Raw genomic sequence first — 13,579 nt, 5'->3', positions numbered from 1 at the left:
GTGCCGTCCGGGCGCGGACCGCCGGACGGAGAGGGAAGGGGCGGGTCGTCAGCCCTTGAGGCCGCCCGCGGTCAGGCCGGCCATGATGTGCCGCTGGAACAGGAAGAACACGACGATGGTCGGGATGCTGGCGATCACCAGCGCCGCGGTCATCGTGGTCTGCGGCATGTTGGCCCGCAGCGAGGCGATGCCCACGCTGATCGTCATCTTCTCCGGGTCCTGCAGGACGAGCAGCGGCCAGGCGAAGTCGCGCCACACGTTGACCACCGTGAAGATCGACACCACGCCGAGGATCGGCCGGGACACCGGCAGCACGATCGACCACAGGATCCGCAGCGGCGAGGCCCCGTCGACCTGCGCCGCCTCCAGCAGCGCCGAGGGGATCGAGTCGAAGAAGCGCTTGAGCAGAAAGATGTTGAACCCGTTGGCGACGGCGGGCAGCCAGATCGCCCACGGGGTGTTCAGCAGGTCCAGCCGGACGATCGGCACGTCCTTGACGGTCAGGTAGGCCGGCAGCAGGATCACCGTCGGCGGGATCATCAGCGTGGCCAGCATGCCCAGCAGGATCACGTTGCCGAACATGGGCCGCAGCTTGGACAGCGCGTAGGCGGCCGCGACGTCGAAGGCCAGCGTGAACGCCCAGGCGCCCGCCGCGTACTGCACGGTGTTCAGCAGGAACCGGTCGAGGTTCATCAGCGTCCACGCCTGCCGGTAGCCGTCGAGGGAGAAGCTCGACGGGATGTAGGTGGGCGGGATGCGGGCGAACTCCTCGCCGGACTTCATCGCCCCGGTGACCATCCAGTACAGCGGGAACACGAAGACGGCCGTGAACAGCAGCACCGTCGAGACCAGGACCAGCCAGTAGATCCGGCGGCCCCAGGGCGAGTCGAGCTGGTGCGGCGACAGGATCGTCCGCTGACCGGCGGGGAACGGCTTCGGGCGGCGCCGCCGCCCGGGGGCGCGCCGCTGCACGGGCGCGGACGTCGCGGGCGGGCGTGTGGCGGTGAGAGGGGGCATCGTGGCGGCCTTCAGGTGTTGTCGCGCGAAAGGCGCAGGTAGGCGGCGGAGAAGACGATCAGTACGAGCATGAGCATCAGCCCGAGGGCGCTGCCCCCGCCGAAGTTCTGGTAGTTGAAGGCGTACTGGTACATGAGGTAGACGACGCTGAGCGTCGCGTCCTCCGGTCCGCCGCCGGTCAGCAGGTACGGCTCGATGAACACCTGCATGGTGGCGATGATCTGCAGCAGCAGCATCACCAGCAGGATCAGCCGGGTCTGCGGGATGGTGACGTGCCAGATCCGGCGGAAGGTGCCGGCGCCGTCCAGCTCGGCGGCCTCGTACAGCTCGCCCGGCACGGTCTGCAGCGCGGCCAGGTAGATCAGCGTGCCGGTGCCCAGGTTCATCCAGGTGGAGACGAGCACCAGCGAGATCAGCGCGGTGTCCCGGGAGTCCAGCCAGCTCAGGCCGGGCAGGTTCACCAGCCCGAGCAGCTGGTTGAACAGGCCGGGCCCGGGGTCGTAGAACCACTTGAACAGCAGCACCGACACCGCCGGGGGCAGCATGACCGGCAGGTACACCACGAACCTGAGGTAGCCGCGGGCGTGCCGCAGCTCGTTCAGGACCAGCGCGATCACGAACGGGACCACGTACCCGCACAGCAGGGCCAGCACGGTGAACATCGCGGTGTTGCGCCAGGCGGGCCAGAACGCCGGGTCCCGCACCACCGCCCGGATGTTGTCGAGCCCGACCCATTCGGGCGGGTCGACGAAGTTGTTCTTCTGGAAGCTCAGGACGACCTCGCGGGCCATCGGATACCACGAGAAGAACGCGAAGCAGATCAGCGCCCCGCTGAGGAAACCGTAGGCGGTGAGGTTGCGCCGTGCCGCCAGGCCGAGCAGCCGTGGCCGTGTCCCCGCCGGGCCGAGGCGCCTGCTGTGCGAGACGGTCATCGTCTCCCTTTCCGGTGGTCCCGGGGGCGCCGGGCGGCGCCCCCGGGGGCGGGCGTCAGTTGCTGCGGGCCAGCAGGGCGTTGACCTTCTTCTCGGCGTCGGCCAGCAGCTGGTCGATGTTCGCGTCCTTCCTGGTCAGGACGGCCGACATGGCTCCGTCGAGGATCGCGTAGACGGCCTGCGCGTTCGGCGGCTCGACCTTGGGCGCGACGGCGGGCGACCCGTTCTCGTACGGGGCGAAGTTGTCCACGGGCACGGTGGCGTACTGCCGCCGCAGCGCGCGTTCCTGCGAGCCGCTGGCGTTGGCGCCCCACAGCAGGTTCTCCGGCACGCCGACCGGGCGGCCGTCGGACTTGAACCGCCGGTAGTCGAACTGGCCCTGCCCCGGCGTGAGGTTCCGGAAGTCCAGCCACAGCATCGCGGCCTTGATCTGGTCCGGGGTCGCCTTCGGGTTGATCATGTAGGCGTCGCCGCCGAGCAGGGACGCCCTGGCCTCCGGCAGCGTCGTCGCGCCGATGTCCTCGATCTCGGCGCCGAAGTTGAGGAACGTCTCGACGGCCACGTCGGGCGCGCCGACCATCATGCCGAGCTTGCCGCTGCCCATCATGCGCATGAGGTCCTCCCAGCGCAGCAGCTGCTTGCTCCCCATGGAGTCGTCGGTCCAGCGCATGTCCTTGAGCGTCTGCAGGACGGCCCGCCCGGCGGGGCTGTTGAACGCGGCCTTCCTGCCGTCGGGGGTGACGACGTCGCCGCCCCGCCCGTAGAGCTCGGCGGTGAAGTGCCAGCCGCCGGTGTTGCCCGCGCTGTACTCGCCGTACCCGACGTACCCGGGACCCAGCGCGGCGATCTTCTTGGCCGCCTCGCGGACCTCCGCCCAGGTCTTGGGCGGGCTGTCCGGGTCGAGCCCGGCCCGGGTGAACAGCTTGCGGTTGTAGACCAGCCCGGTGGTGTAGCCCTTGCGGGGCACGCCGTAGACGCGGCCCTTGCCGTCCTGCAGCGCCTTGACGAACTGCGGGTTGACGTCCTTCAGCCGCTTGAGGGCGCCGACGTACGGGGTGATGTCGGCGGCCTGCCGGTTCTGGATGATCTTCTGGGCGTCGGTGTAATAGACGTAGTAGACGTCCTCCATCTGCCCGCCGGCCAGCTTGGCCTGGAACGTCTCGGGGACGATGCAGGGGAAGGCGTCCTTGCTGACGATCGTGATGTTCGGGTACTTGGCCTGGAACGCCTTGACGTCGGCGTCCCAGGCGGCCCGGTCGGACTTGGCCGTCTTCGGGGGCTGGCAGCCCACCGTGATCGTCACCTTCGTACCGGGATCCAGCGGCCCCGCCGTCGCGGCGGCTCCGCGGTCGTCCTGCCTGCTGGACTTGGCACCGCACGCGGTGCCGGTGACGGCGAGCGCCGCGGACAGCAGCACCGCCACTGGACGGAGTCTCATCGGGGGTTTCCTCCTCGGGGGATTGCGAGGAAGATACAGAGACGTACATCACGTCGCAAGGCCCGAATTTCAGAACGCAAAAACTCGACGACAAGATCGCAAGTGAGTCGCGCCCCCCAAACGACGAAGCCGCCGCCCGGGAGGGCGGCGGCTTCGGCGACGGCGCGGTGCGATCAGCCGGCGTCGGCGCGCGCCGGCGGCGCGGTCGACCCGCGGACCACCAGTTCGGGCTCGTAGAGCAGCTCCTCGGCGGGCACCGAGCCGCGTTCCATCTGGTTCACCAGCATGGTGACCGCGGCCCTGCCCATCGCCTCGATCGGCTGGCGGACCGTGGTGAGCGGCGGGTGCGTGCAGTTGATGAACGCCGAGTCGTCGAACCCGACCACCGACAGGTCCTCGGGGGCCGACAGGCCGGCCCGGCGCACCGCCCGCACCGCGCCCAGCGCCAGCACGTCGCTCGCGCAGATCACGGCCGTGAAGCCCGCCGCGATGATCCGCGTGGTGACCGAGTGGCCGCCCTCCAGCGAGAACATCGCGTGCCGCACCGCCTCGTCGGGGACCTCGCCCGCGACCGCCCGGAACGCCGCCAGCTTGCGCTGCGACGGGACGTGGTCCTCGGGCCCCAGCAGCAGCGCGATGCGCTCGTGCCCCAGGGAGGTCAGATGCGTGTAGGCCTGCTCGACGGCGACCGCGTCGTCGGTGGACACCCGGGGGAACGCCAGCTCGGGCACGCACGCGTTCACCAGCACCACGGGCAGCCCCAGCTCCATCAGCCGGAAGTAGTGCTCGTGCGGGGAGTCGAGCTCGGCGTAGTGCCCGCCCGCGAACACCATGCCCGACACGTGCTGGTCGACGAGCATGTTGACGTAGTCGGCCTCCGACAGCCCGCCCGCCGTCCGGGTGCACAGCACGGGCGTGAACCCCCGCTGGGCCAGCGCGCCCCCGATCACCTCGGCCAGCGCCGGGAAGATCGGGTTGCCCAGCTCCGGCAGCACCAGGCCCACCAGGCGGGCCCGCTCGCCGCGCAGCTGCGTGGGCCGCTCGTAGCCCAGCACGTCGAGCGCGGTGAGCACCGCCGCCCGCGTGGCCTCCGACACCCCCGGCCGTCCGTTCAGCACCCGGCTGACCGTCGCCTCGCTGACCCCGACCTTCTTCGCGACCTCGGCGAGCCGCCGAGTCCGCGCGGACTCCCCTGACTGACTCATTGCGCAAGCATACGACAGAGTCGCGCAAGCGAGGCCGGTTTCTTGCGTAAGCGAGCGCAAGCGGCGGGGGAGCGTCATGATCGGACGCGGTGCGGAATCCCGTGCCCCTGCGGAGGGAGGGGGCCGCCCCGTCCGATCGGACAGGTGCCCCGGGCGTGCTCGCCCGTCTAGCTTGGGCGCTGAATGTGACGTACGCGATATCCGGCTCATCACTTCGTAAGATTCGGATGACGGCGCGTTGCGGGCGTCAGGGCGCGGACGGCTCGGGAGGTTGGCATGTCGCTGATGGCAGGCATGACGGTCGCTCATGGCGACGAGCCGAGCGCGGACTGGAGCCCGGACGCCCGCCACGGCGAGCTGGCGGGCCCGCGGCGGGCGGGCGCCGAGGCCGTCCAGCCGTCCGCGCGGCTGGCCAAGTTCCACGTCCCCGAGATCGTCTTCGGGCCGGGGTCGCTGGCCGAGATCGGCCACTGCGCGCTGCGCCTCGGCGGCCGCCGCCCGTTCCTGGTCACCGACCCCGGGCTGATCGAGGCGGGCTGGGCGGACGAGGCGATCGGCCACCTGCGCCGCGCCGGGCTGCGGCCCGTGCTCTGGCACGACCTCACGCCCAACCCCAAGGACCACGAGATCGAGCAGGGGTTCCAGCGGTACGCCGAGAGCGGCGCCGACGTGATCATCGGGCTGGGCGGCGGGTCCTGCGTCGACGCGGCCAAGGGCGTGGCGATCCTGTCGGGCAACGGCGGCCGGATCCTCGACTACGAGGGCGTCGACCGGGTCGTCCACCCGATCCCGCCGACGGTGATGGTGCCGTCCACGTCGGGCACCGGGGCGGACGTGTCGCAGTTCGCCGTCGTCACCGACACCGCCGAGCAGATCAAGATCACCATCGTCAGCCGGACCCTGGTGCCGGAGACCTCGCTGATCGACCCGCGGCTGCTGACCACCATGCCGGGCTGGCTGAACGCGGCGACCGGCCTGGACGCCCTGACCCACGCCGTCGAGGCGTTCGTGTCGCGGGCGCACAACCCGCTGACCGACAACCACGCCCTGCACGCGGTCCGGCTCATCGTCGGGAACCTGCCGCGCACCCAGGTGCGGCCCAGGGACTTCGACGCCAGGCTCGCCATGGCCCAGGCGTCCCTGGAGGCCGGGATGGCCTTCACCAACGCGATCCTGGGCGCGACGCACGCGATGAGCCACCAGGTCGGCGGGCTGCTGGACGCGCCGCACGGCGTGGTCAACGGCGTGCTGCTGCCCCACGTCATCCGCTGGAACGCCCAGGCGTGGCCGGAGCGGTTCGTGCCCCTGGCCGAGGCGGCGGGCATACCGGTCGAGGGCATGCCGCCCCGCGAGGCCGCGCAGCGGCTCGCCGACCGGATCCGCGCCCTCGCCGACGACGTCGGCGTGCCCAGGGGGCTGGCCAGCCTCGGCGTCGCCGAGAGCGACGTCCCCCGGCTCGCGCGCACCACCCTCAAGGACGCCTGCATGGCCACCAACCCGAGGGAACTGGACGTGGACGACGTCCGGACGCTGTTCCACGAGGCGCTGTGAACGCCCCGAACCCCGAGCACGACCTGGGCGTCCTGACCGGGCTGCGCTCGGGGAAGCGCTCCTTCTACCCGGCCTACGTGCGATCCACCGAACGCCTGGAGCGCACCGTGGCGGCCCTCGACGGCATCTCCCGCGCCCTCGTCCGCACCGCCGAGGGCCCGCGCGCCCTGGTCGAGGCGGTGGTTCGGGCGGCGGCCGAGCACCTGCAGGCGCACTGGCTGCTGCTGGTCGTCGCGGACGGCGCCCTGCGCGCCGCCCGCCCCCGGTTCCTGCTGTACGCCGACGACGTGCTGATCGACGACGAGGCCCGGCTGCCCGCCGAACCGCGCGAGCATCTGGCGGTGCTGCGGTCCCGGCCGTGGGAGGCCGCCACCTCGGCCCCCGACCGCGCCTGGGTGCGGGCCCCGATGACCCTGGACGACGAGCCCGTCGGCGGCATCGCCGCGCGCCCCGGGCTCGGCGTGGACGTGGCCGACACCGACCTGGCGATCCTGCGGGTGCTGGCCAACCAGGCGGCCGTCGCGCTGCACAACTCCTACCTGTTCCACGCGGCGACCACGCTGCGCGGGCGGACCGAGGCGCTGTCGGAGGCGGCCGAGCGGCAGGCCCGGGACCTGGCCGCGCGCAACGCCGAGCTGGCCGCCACGCAGGAGCGGCTGTTCGGCGCGATGCGTCGGCAGGCGCTGGACGACGAGCGGCACCGCATCGCACGGGAGCTGCACGACAGCGTCACGCAGTACGTGCTCAGCGCGGGCATGACCGTCGAGGTGTGCCGTGCGGAGCTGGAGGCGCAGGGCGGCCCGGCCGCCGAGATCGCCGGCCGCCTGGCCACCGCCAAGGACCTCAACCGGCAGGCGGTGGAACGGCTGCGCGCCGCGATCTACGCCCTCCACCACACCTCGGAGGAGCCCGCCGGGCCGCTGCCGGTGATGCTGGAACGGCTGTCGACCGTCCACCTGCCGACCGACCTGGACGTGCGGGTGCGGGTGGAGGGCGGCCCGGTGCCGCTCCCGCCGCACGCCGAGCAGTCCATCCTGCGGCTGGTCGGCGAGGCGCTGTTCAACTCCGCCGCGCACGGCCGGGCGGGCCGGGCGCTGGTGCGGCTGCGGTACCGGCCGCGGGCCGTCACCGTCAGCGTGTCCGACGACGGCGGCGGCGACCCGGCCCAGCTGCGGCGCGCGCTGCGGCTGTCGCGGGCGGCCGACCTGTCGGGACGGCACCGCGGGCTGACCAACATGGTCGCCCGCGCGGAGGAGCTGGGCGGCCGGCTGTCCATCGTCCGGTCGGGAATGGGAGGCGTCATGGTGCGGGTCGAGATCCCGCTGCCGGTGCGGACCGCGGGGGAGGCGGACGATGAACGCTGAGGGGACCGACACCGCCGTGGAGGCCGCGGCCGGGGCCGCGCTCGGCGCCGGCCCCGTGCGGATCGTGCTGGTCGACGACCACGCGATCGTCCGGCACGGGCTGCGGTCGATCCTGGAGCGCGAGAGCGATCTGCGGGTCGTGGGCGAGGCGAGCACGGCCGCCGAGGCCCTGGTGGTGGTCGAGCGGACCCGGCCCTCGATCGTCCTGCTGGACCTGAAGCTGTCCACCGGGGCCGACACCGAGGGCCTGGAGCTGTGCGCGCGGCTGACCGGCGGCCACCCGGGCACCGCGGTGCTGGTGCTGACCACCTTCCTGGACGACTCCCTGGTCGTGGAGGCGGTCCGGCACGGTGCGCGCGGCTACGTGGTCAAGGACGTGGACACCACCGAGCTGCTGCGGTCGATCCGCGCCGTCGCCCGCAACGAGTGCGCCTTCGACTCGCACTCGGCCGAGGCGATGATGCGGTCGATGCGGACGGCCCCCGAGCGGCCGCGGTTCACCGAACGCGAGCTGACGGTGCTGCGGCACCTCGCCCGCGGCCTGAGCAACCGCGACATCGGCGCGATGATGTACATCTCCGAGACGACGGTGAAGTTCCACGTGCGCAACATCATGCGGAAGATGGACGCGGGCAGCCGGGCGGAGGTCGTCTACGAGGCGACCAAGCTGGGCGTCATCTGAGCCCCCCGGGTCAGCCGGTGTCGATGACCAGCCAGCCTCCGTGGTGGTCGTCGACCCGGAAGCGGCGGCCCGTGGCGCGCCCCAGGGCGGTCAGGGCGGCGCGGTCGAACACCCGTACATGCCCGTAGGCGGCGGTGGGTTCCTCCTCGTACGGCACGGCCACCACGACCCGCCGCCTGGCGAGCCGCAGCGCCTCCCGCACGACGGCCTCGCCCTGCGCGCCGTCCAGGTGTTCGAGGAGGTGGACGGCGGTGACGGTGTCCACGCAGCCGTCCGGCAGTGGCACCCGTACGGCGTCGCAGGTCAGCGTCTCCAGCGGCAGGCCCCGCGCGCCCGCCACCGCCGCCAGGAGCCGCATGGTGCCGCGGGACAGGTCCGAGGCGATCACCCGGCCGGCGGCCCGCTCGGCGAGCAGCAGGGGCAGGAAGCCGAAGCAGGAGCCGACGTCCAGCACCGGGCCCGGCGGGACCAGGTCCAGGGCGCGGCGGTACACGGGGGCGAACCCGGCGATGGACGAGCGGGTGGCGGGCGCGGGCATGCGCCAGTACCGCCTGGTCCGCGCCAGCGTGTTGGCGTAGAACGTGGACCAGGCGGTCAGCGGGCCGTCCACGCAGGTGCGCACGACCCCGGTGAAGACCCGTTCGAAGATGTCGGGGCCGGACAGCCAGCCGGGGGCGAACAGCTCCTCGGCCAGCAGCCCGGCCAGGTCGTTGTCGAGCCGCCCGGGGCGCAGCCAGTGGTCCAGCTCGATCCGGCCGCCGCGGCGGCGCAGGCGGAAGTGCTCCGTCCGGGCCACCGGCGCGGCGGCCGAGGCGGCTGCGTCGGCTGCGTCGGCGTCGTCGCGGGGAGGGGCGATGCGGACGACCCGGACGAGGTGGTCCGCGTAGACCCCGGGCGGATGCGGAGCCAGGGGGTCGATGCGCCGCGCCGCCGTGGCGAGGGACTGGGCGGGGTCCTTCATGACCGGCCCGCCACCCTCGCCGCCATCCGGTGGGCCGTGCGTTCCAGCCCGGACAGGTCCGCGACCACGTGTACGCGGTCGCAGTGCTCGGCGTAGCGCGGCAGGTCGCAGGCGCCCAGGCCCCAGGAGTAGCGGGGCTCGGGGGTGAGCCAGACGGTCTCCCGGACCCGGCGCGTGATCTCCTCGAACGCGCCGATCGCCGGATCCTTGCCGTTGCCCCTGCCGTCCCCGAGGACGAGGAGGGTGGTCCGCCTGCCGAGCGCGGGGGAGTGCTCGGCCAGCAGCGCCTCGAACGTCCGGCCGTAGTCGGAGTGCGCGTCGGTGTCGAGCAGGCCCCCGTCCGGCAGCCCGTCGAACACCAGCCCCAGCGCCTTCTCCAGGGGGTGCTCGGCGAACAACTCGGTGATCTCCGTGGGCTCGTCCACGAACGCGAACGAGCGGACCTGCCCGAACAGCGCCTGCAGGCCGTGCACCATGTGCAGCGTGAACCGGGCGCTCGCCCGCACCGACAGGGAGACGTCCGCCAGCACCACCAGGCGTGGCCGGTCCTCGGCACGGGTCACGGTCACGGGACGGAACGGCACCCCGTCGTAGCGCATGTTCCTGCGCATGGTGCGGGCGGGGTGGACGCGTCCACGCGGGGTGTCGCGCCTGCGGCTGGTCGGGGCGCCGTTCAGGGACCGGCCCACCCGGCGCAGCGCCTCCTCGAGCCGCGTCCGCTCGTGCTCGTCCACGGACTCGACCCGCGCGCGTTCGGCGATCCGGGCCGGCTCCACCGCCATGTCCTCCAGCTCGGCGAGCCGGTCCAGATGGCGTTTCAGCAGTTCCGGCAGGTGATCGACGATCCCGGCCAGCAGCGGGTTCGGGTCGTCGGTGCCGTCGGCGCCGCCGTCGGGACGTGCGGGGACGTCGTGCTGTGCGACGGCCAGCTCCGAGTCGATCCGGTGCCCGGTTCCGGGCGCGAGACGCCCGGGGATCCCCGCCCCGTGCAGGCGCTCGATCTCCAACTGCACCGACGGCGTGCCGCCCGGCCCGGCGGCGCCGCCGTCCTGCGACAGGACGATCTCGTCGGTCAGCGAGGTCAGGTCGACCTTGTTGGCCTCCTGGTGCAGGTTGTAGCGCTGGGCGAGGTCCCGCTGGTCGAACAGGTCGCGGATGTCGGCCGGCTTGCCGTGGCTGTGGCCCTGCCGGGGCGTCTGCGACGGCTCGTCGGACACGGTGAACGACTCCAGGGCGCCGGTGTCGGTCAGGCCGTCGTGCTCGTGGCCGTGGCCGTGCCCGTCCGCACCGCCGTCCAGGGGGCGCAGGGAGAAGAACGCCGAGAACAACTCGTCGAACAGCGCGTCGTCGCGGCGGTCCTTGACCAGGGTGATGCGCAGGGCCTCGCGCAGCGCCGCCCGCCCGTCGAGCACGCCGGGCTGGGCGGCGGCGAGCATGGCGTCCATCGCCTCCGTGACCGACACGCGCATCCCGAACAGCCGGAGCGCGCGCACGAACCGGTGAACCGCGGCCTGCATCCCGCCTCCTCCGGTCAGCCGTTGCGGCGGCGGGTGATCGCGGCGAACGCGCGGGCGCCCTGGCCGCCGCCCGGAGCGGCACGGTGCGCCGGCCCCGCCCCCGGCGCCCCGTAGTAGCCCTCGTCGTGGCGGCCGGGTTGATCTTTGGCGACGCGCACCGCCCGCCCGTCCCCCTCGTCCTGGCCGTTGCCGGAGTGCCCGTGCCCGTGCCCATGCCCGTGACCGTGACCGTGCCCGTGACCGTGCCCGTGATCGGGTTCGGGGAGGGTGCGGTTGGGGTCGACGAGGCGCGGCAGCACGTCGAGGGCCTGGTTGAGGTCGCGCTCGTACTTCAGCACGACGTTGGCGGTCTCCGCGAGCACCCGCGGGTCGAGTTCCTCGACGCCCAGCACGGCCAGGGTGCGGGCCCAGTCCACGGTCTCGGAGATGCTGGGGTTCTTGCGCAGCCGCAGCTCGCGCAGGCCGCGGACGACCCGGACCAGATGCCGCGCCGCGGCCTCGGGCAGCCCGGTCTCCTTGGCGCGCAGGATCTCCAGCTCCCGCTCGGCGTCGGGGTAGTCGAGGAACAGATGCAGGCAGCGGCGCTTGAGGGCCGCCGACAGGTCCCGCGTGTTGTTGGACGTCAGCACCACCAGCGGCGGGACCTTCGCCGTGAACGTGCCGATCTCCGGCACCGACACCTGGTACTCGGCCAGGCACTCCAGCAGCACCGCCTCCAGCGCCTCGTCCGCGCGGTCCACCTCGTCCACCAGCAGCACCGCGGGCCGCTCGCCGCGGATCGCCTCCAGCACCGGGCGCGGGGCCAGGAAGCGCTCGGAGAAGAACACGCTGTCCTGCTCCTCGATCCGCCGCACCGCCGTGGCCAGGTCCGGGGCGTCCGCGGTCAGGTCGCCGATCTTGTCGCGCAGCATCTGCGTGTAGAGGAGTTGCTTGCCGTAGTCCCAGTCGTACAGCGCGCGGCTCTCGTCCTGCCCCTCGTAGCACTGCAGGCGCAGCAGGCGGCGCCCCGTCACGGCCGCGAGCGTCTTGGCCAGCTCGGTCTTGCCGACGCCGGCCGGCCCCTCCAGCAGGACCGGCTTGCCCAGGCGGGACAGCAGGAACACGGTCGTGGCCAGGCGGCGGTCGGTGATGTAGCCGTGCGCGGCGAACCGCTCGGCGACCTCGTCGACCGAGCCGAACTCCTGCGGCGTGGCGTCGGGATGCTGGGGCGTGTCGGGCACGGCTCCTCCGTCCGGGGATGGGCGCTGGGATCTGGGTGTGCGGGCGGGAGGGGAGGTGCACGGGGCGCCGTTCTCACCTCCCCTCCCACGTGCAGGGGGTGCGGGGTGTGGCCCGACGGCCGGTCAGCCGAGCAGGTCGTCCAGGTCCCCGGTCATGCAGTGCTCGACGACGGGCCGGACCGTCTCGAACGTGCACTCCTTGGCGTTGCCCGGCGTGCAGGCGTCACCGAGGACGTGGTTGGTGATCCGGTCGATGTCGGCCGCGTCGCCCTTGATCTCCTTGGCCCGCTCGTAGAACTTCGTCGGACCCTGCCCCAGCCGGTTCTTGCCGTAGGTGTCCTGCCGGACGTCGACGAACCTCTCCGGGATGCCGACGTCGCGCAGCAGCCGGATGCCCTCGGCCAGCGCCGCCTCGGCGGCCTGCACCTTGGTCATGCCGTGCGTGTCGACGCCCATCGCCTCGGCGATGTCGGCGAACCGCTCGTAGTGCGCCGGCATGTTGAACGCCCACACCCGGGGCAGCGCGATGGCGTTGTTGAGCCCGTGGTGGGTGTCGTAGAACGCGCTGACCGCGTGCGAGATGGAGTGGATGATGCCCAGGCCGCCGGAGTTGAACGCCTGCGCCGCGATGTACTGCGCGTACATCATGCCCTCGCGTCCGGCCAGGTCCTGGCCGTTCCACACCGCCTGGCGCAGGTGCCGGGCGGTGAGCCTGATCGCGTGCAGCGCGTTGCCCAGCGACGGCTGGAAGTCCAGCCGCGACACGTACGGCTCGGAGGCGTGGGCGAGCACGTCGAACCCGCACTGCGCGGTGTAGTCCAGCGGGCAGTCGTAGTAGAGCGTGGGGTCGTCGATCGCCAGCGTGGCCACGCACGCGTCGTCGAACGCGACGTACTTGTGCGGGTTGTCCGGGTCGGTGGTGGTGTCGGTGATGACGTACGCCCAGGACGTCTCCGACCCGGTCCCCGCCGTGGTGGACACCGCGATGTGCGGCGGGTTCTGCGGGTTCTCGGACTTGTTGAAGCCCTCGAACTCGTTGACGCTGCGGCCGTCGTGCGCCACCGAGACCCGCGCGCCCTTGCAGGCGTCGTGCGAGGACCCGCCGCCGATCGACACGAACGAGTCGCACCTGTTCTCCTGGTACAGCGCCACGGCGTCCATGACGTTGTAGTCCTTGGGGTTCGACTCGACCTGGTCGTACACCACGACCTCGAGCCCGTGGTACTTCATCGACTCGACGATCTTGTGCACGGTGTCGCTGCCGCGCAGGCCCGTGGTCATCACCAGCGTCCGCCGGAAGCCCAGCTTCTTGGCCTCGGGGCCGATCAGCTCGTGCGCGCCGGGGCCGAGCAGTGCCCGGGGGAAGGGGTGGAACTCCTTGATGGGGAACGGCTTGAGAAGCTCCTCGACTCGCATGGCGTGACGTTCCTCTCCGTGGGGTGGGCTGCGTGTGCTTCACCTTCCGGGACGCGGGGCCGCGCCGGTACCGGTCGTCCGGGCGGAAGCGGAGGCGCGGGGGGAGGGGCCGCGCCCCGTCCGACCGGACGGTTTCGGGCCGGTGACCCCCGGCCGCGGCGGCGCACCTGCCCGATCGGAGGGGGACGGGACGGCCGGAAGCAGGGCGACCGCCCGCCGGCGCCCGGCCTAACGTCGTGTCCCGCCGCCGGACCCACCGGGTTCCGACCCCGGCCG

General features: G+C 72.6%; 11 protein-coding genes. 3 read left to right on the top strand and 8 right to left on the bottom strand.

The window, feature by feature from the left end:
- Positions 1-48: 48 nt before the first annotated feature.
- The 4 genes from ABZ801_RS20810 to ABZ801_RS20795 form a co-directional block, all read right to left on the bottom strand.
- Positions 49-1,017 carry a carbohydrate ABC transporter permease gene (locus ABZ801_RS20810; protein ID WP_360699954.1) on the bottom strand — a complete coding sequence of 323 codons (969 nt, stop codon included), beginning with the start codon at positions 1,015-1,017 and terminating at the stop codon, positions 49-51.
- Between the two features lie 11 nt (positions 1,018-1,028).
- Complete coding sequence (locus ABZ801_RS20805; RefSeq protein WP_344940274.1) at positions 1,029-1,949, bottom strand: sugar ABC transporter permease; 921 nt, start codon at positions 1,947-1,949, stop codon at positions 1,029-1,031.
- A 55-nt stretch (positions 1,950-2,004) separates the two neighbouring features.
- Positions 2,005-3,387, bottom strand: a complete 1,383-nt coding sequence (locus tag ABZ801_RS20800; protein ID WP_360699951.1) for an extracellular solute-binding protein — start codon at positions 3,385-3,387, stop codon at positions 2,005-2,007.
- A 173-nt stretch (positions 3,388-3,560) separates the two neighbouring features.
- On the bottom strand, positions 3,561-4,592 hold the full coding sequence (locus ABZ801_RS20795; protein WP_344940268.1) for a LacI family DNA-binding transcriptional regulator: 1,032 nt from the start codon (positions 4,590-4,592) through the stop codon (positions 3,561-3,563).
- Between the two features lie 276 nt (positions 4,593-4,868).
- Here ABZ801_RS20795 and ABZ801_RS20790 point away from each other — a divergent pair, with 276 nt between their 5' ends.
- From ABZ801_RS20790 to ABZ801_RS20780, 3 genes are read left to right on the top strand one after another with little or no spacing between them, the layout of a single operon-like run.
- Positions 4,869-6,143 carry an iron-containing alcohol dehydrogenase gene (locus tag ABZ801_RS20790; RefSeq protein WP_360699948.1) on the top strand — a complete coding sequence of 425 codons (1,275 nt, stop codon included), beginning with the start codon at positions 4,869-4,871 and terminating at the stop codon, positions 6,141-6,143.
- Complete coding sequence (locus tag ABZ801_RS20785; protein WP_360699946.1) at positions 6,140-7,507, top strand: histidine kinase; 1,368 nt, start codon at positions 6,140-6,142, stop codon at positions 7,505-7,507. The genes ABZ801_RS20790 and ABZ801_RS20785 overlap by 4 nt, the downstream gene beginning before the upstream one ends.
- A complete protein-coding gene (locus ABZ801_RS20780) occupies positions 7,497-8,189 on the top strand; it encodes a response regulator transcription factor (RefSeq protein ID WP_360699943.1) in 693 nt (230 codons plus the stop codon). The genes ABZ801_RS20785 and ABZ801_RS20780 overlap by 11 nt, the downstream gene beginning before the upstream one ends.
- A 10-nt stretch (positions 8,190-8,199) precedes the next feature.
- On the opposite strand, the gene mftM is transcribed toward ABZ801_RS20780, so the two are convergent.
- The 4 genes from mftM to mdo form a co-directional block, all read right to left on the bottom strand.
- Positions 8,200-9,150 (bottom strand): mycofactocin oligosaccharide methyltransferase MftM, encoded by a 951-nt coding sequence (mftM, locus tag ABZ801_RS20775; RefSeq protein ID WP_360699940.1) that lies wholly within the window; start codon positions 9,148-9,150, stop codon positions 8,200-8,202.
- Positions 9,147-10,667 carry a VWA domain-containing protein gene (locus ABZ801_RS20770; RefSeq protein WP_360699937.1) on the bottom strand — a complete coding sequence of 507 codons (1,521 nt, stop codon included), beginning with the start codon at positions 10,665-10,667 and terminating at the stop codon, positions 9,147-9,149. Before ABZ801_RS20770 ends, mftM begins: the two co-directional genes overlap by 4 nt.
- Before the next feature lie 14 nt (positions 10,668-10,681).
- Positions 10,682-11,887, bottom strand: a complete 1,206-nt coding sequence (locus ABZ801_RS20765; RefSeq protein WP_360699934.1) for a MoxR family ATPase — start codon at positions 11,885-11,887, stop codon at positions 10,682-10,684.
- A gap of 123 nt (positions 11,888-12,010) precedes the next feature.
- Positions 12,011-13,303, bottom strand: coding sequence for an NDMA-dependent methanol dehydrogenase (gene mdo, locus ABZ801_RS20760; RefSeq protein ID WP_360699931.1), 1,293 nt, complete (start codon positions 13,301-13,303; stop codon positions 12,011-12,013).
- Positions 13,304-13,579: the final 276 nt, after the last annotated feature.

Source organism: Actinomadura sp. NPDC047616 (assembly GCF_040642915.1).
Lineage (GTDB): Bacteria > Actinomycetota > Actinomycetes > Streptosporangiales > Streptosporangiaceae > Spirillospora > Spirillospora miaoliensis.
Note: the sequence above shows the minus strand (reverse complement) of the source record. Positions and strands in the feature narration are given on the sequence as shown.

Coding starts and splice junctions, on each gene's coding strand:
- ABZ801_RS20810 (WP_360699954.1), bottom strand. CDS start 1,017: ATGCCCCCTCTCACCGCCACACGCCCGCCCGCGACGTCCGCGCCCGTG.
- ABZ801_RS20805 (WP_344940274.1), bottom strand. CDS start 1,949: ATGACCGTCTCGCACAGCAGGCGCCTCGGCCCGGCGGGGACACGGCCA.
- ABZ801_RS20800 (WP_360699951.1), bottom strand. CDS start 3,387: ATGAGACTCCGTCCAGTGGCGGTGCTGCTGTCCGCGGCGCTCGCCGTC.
- ABZ801_RS20795 (WP_344940268.1), bottom strand. CDS start 4,592: ATGAGTCAGTCAGGGGAGTCCGCGCGGACTCGGCGGCTCGCCGAGGTC.
- ABZ801_RS20790 (WP_360699948.1), top strand. CDS start 4,869: ATGTCGCTGATGGCAGGCATGACGGTCGCTCATGGCGACGAGCCGAGC.
- ABZ801_RS20780 (WP_360699943.1), top strand. CDS start 7,497: ATGAACGCTGAGGGGACCGACACCGCCGTGGAGGCCGCGGCCGGGGCC.
- mftM (WP_360699940.1), bottom strand. CDS start 9,150: ATGAAGGACCCCGCCCAGTCCCTCGCCACGGCGGCGCGGCGCATCGAC.
- ABZ801_RS20770 (WP_360699937.1), bottom strand. CDS start 10,667: ATGCAGGCCGCGGTTCACCGGTTCGTGCGCGCGCTCCGGCTGTTCGGG.
- mdo (WP_360699931.1), bottom strand. CDS start 13,303: ATGCGAGTCGAGGAGCTTCTCAAGCCGTTCCCCATCAAGGAGTTCCAC.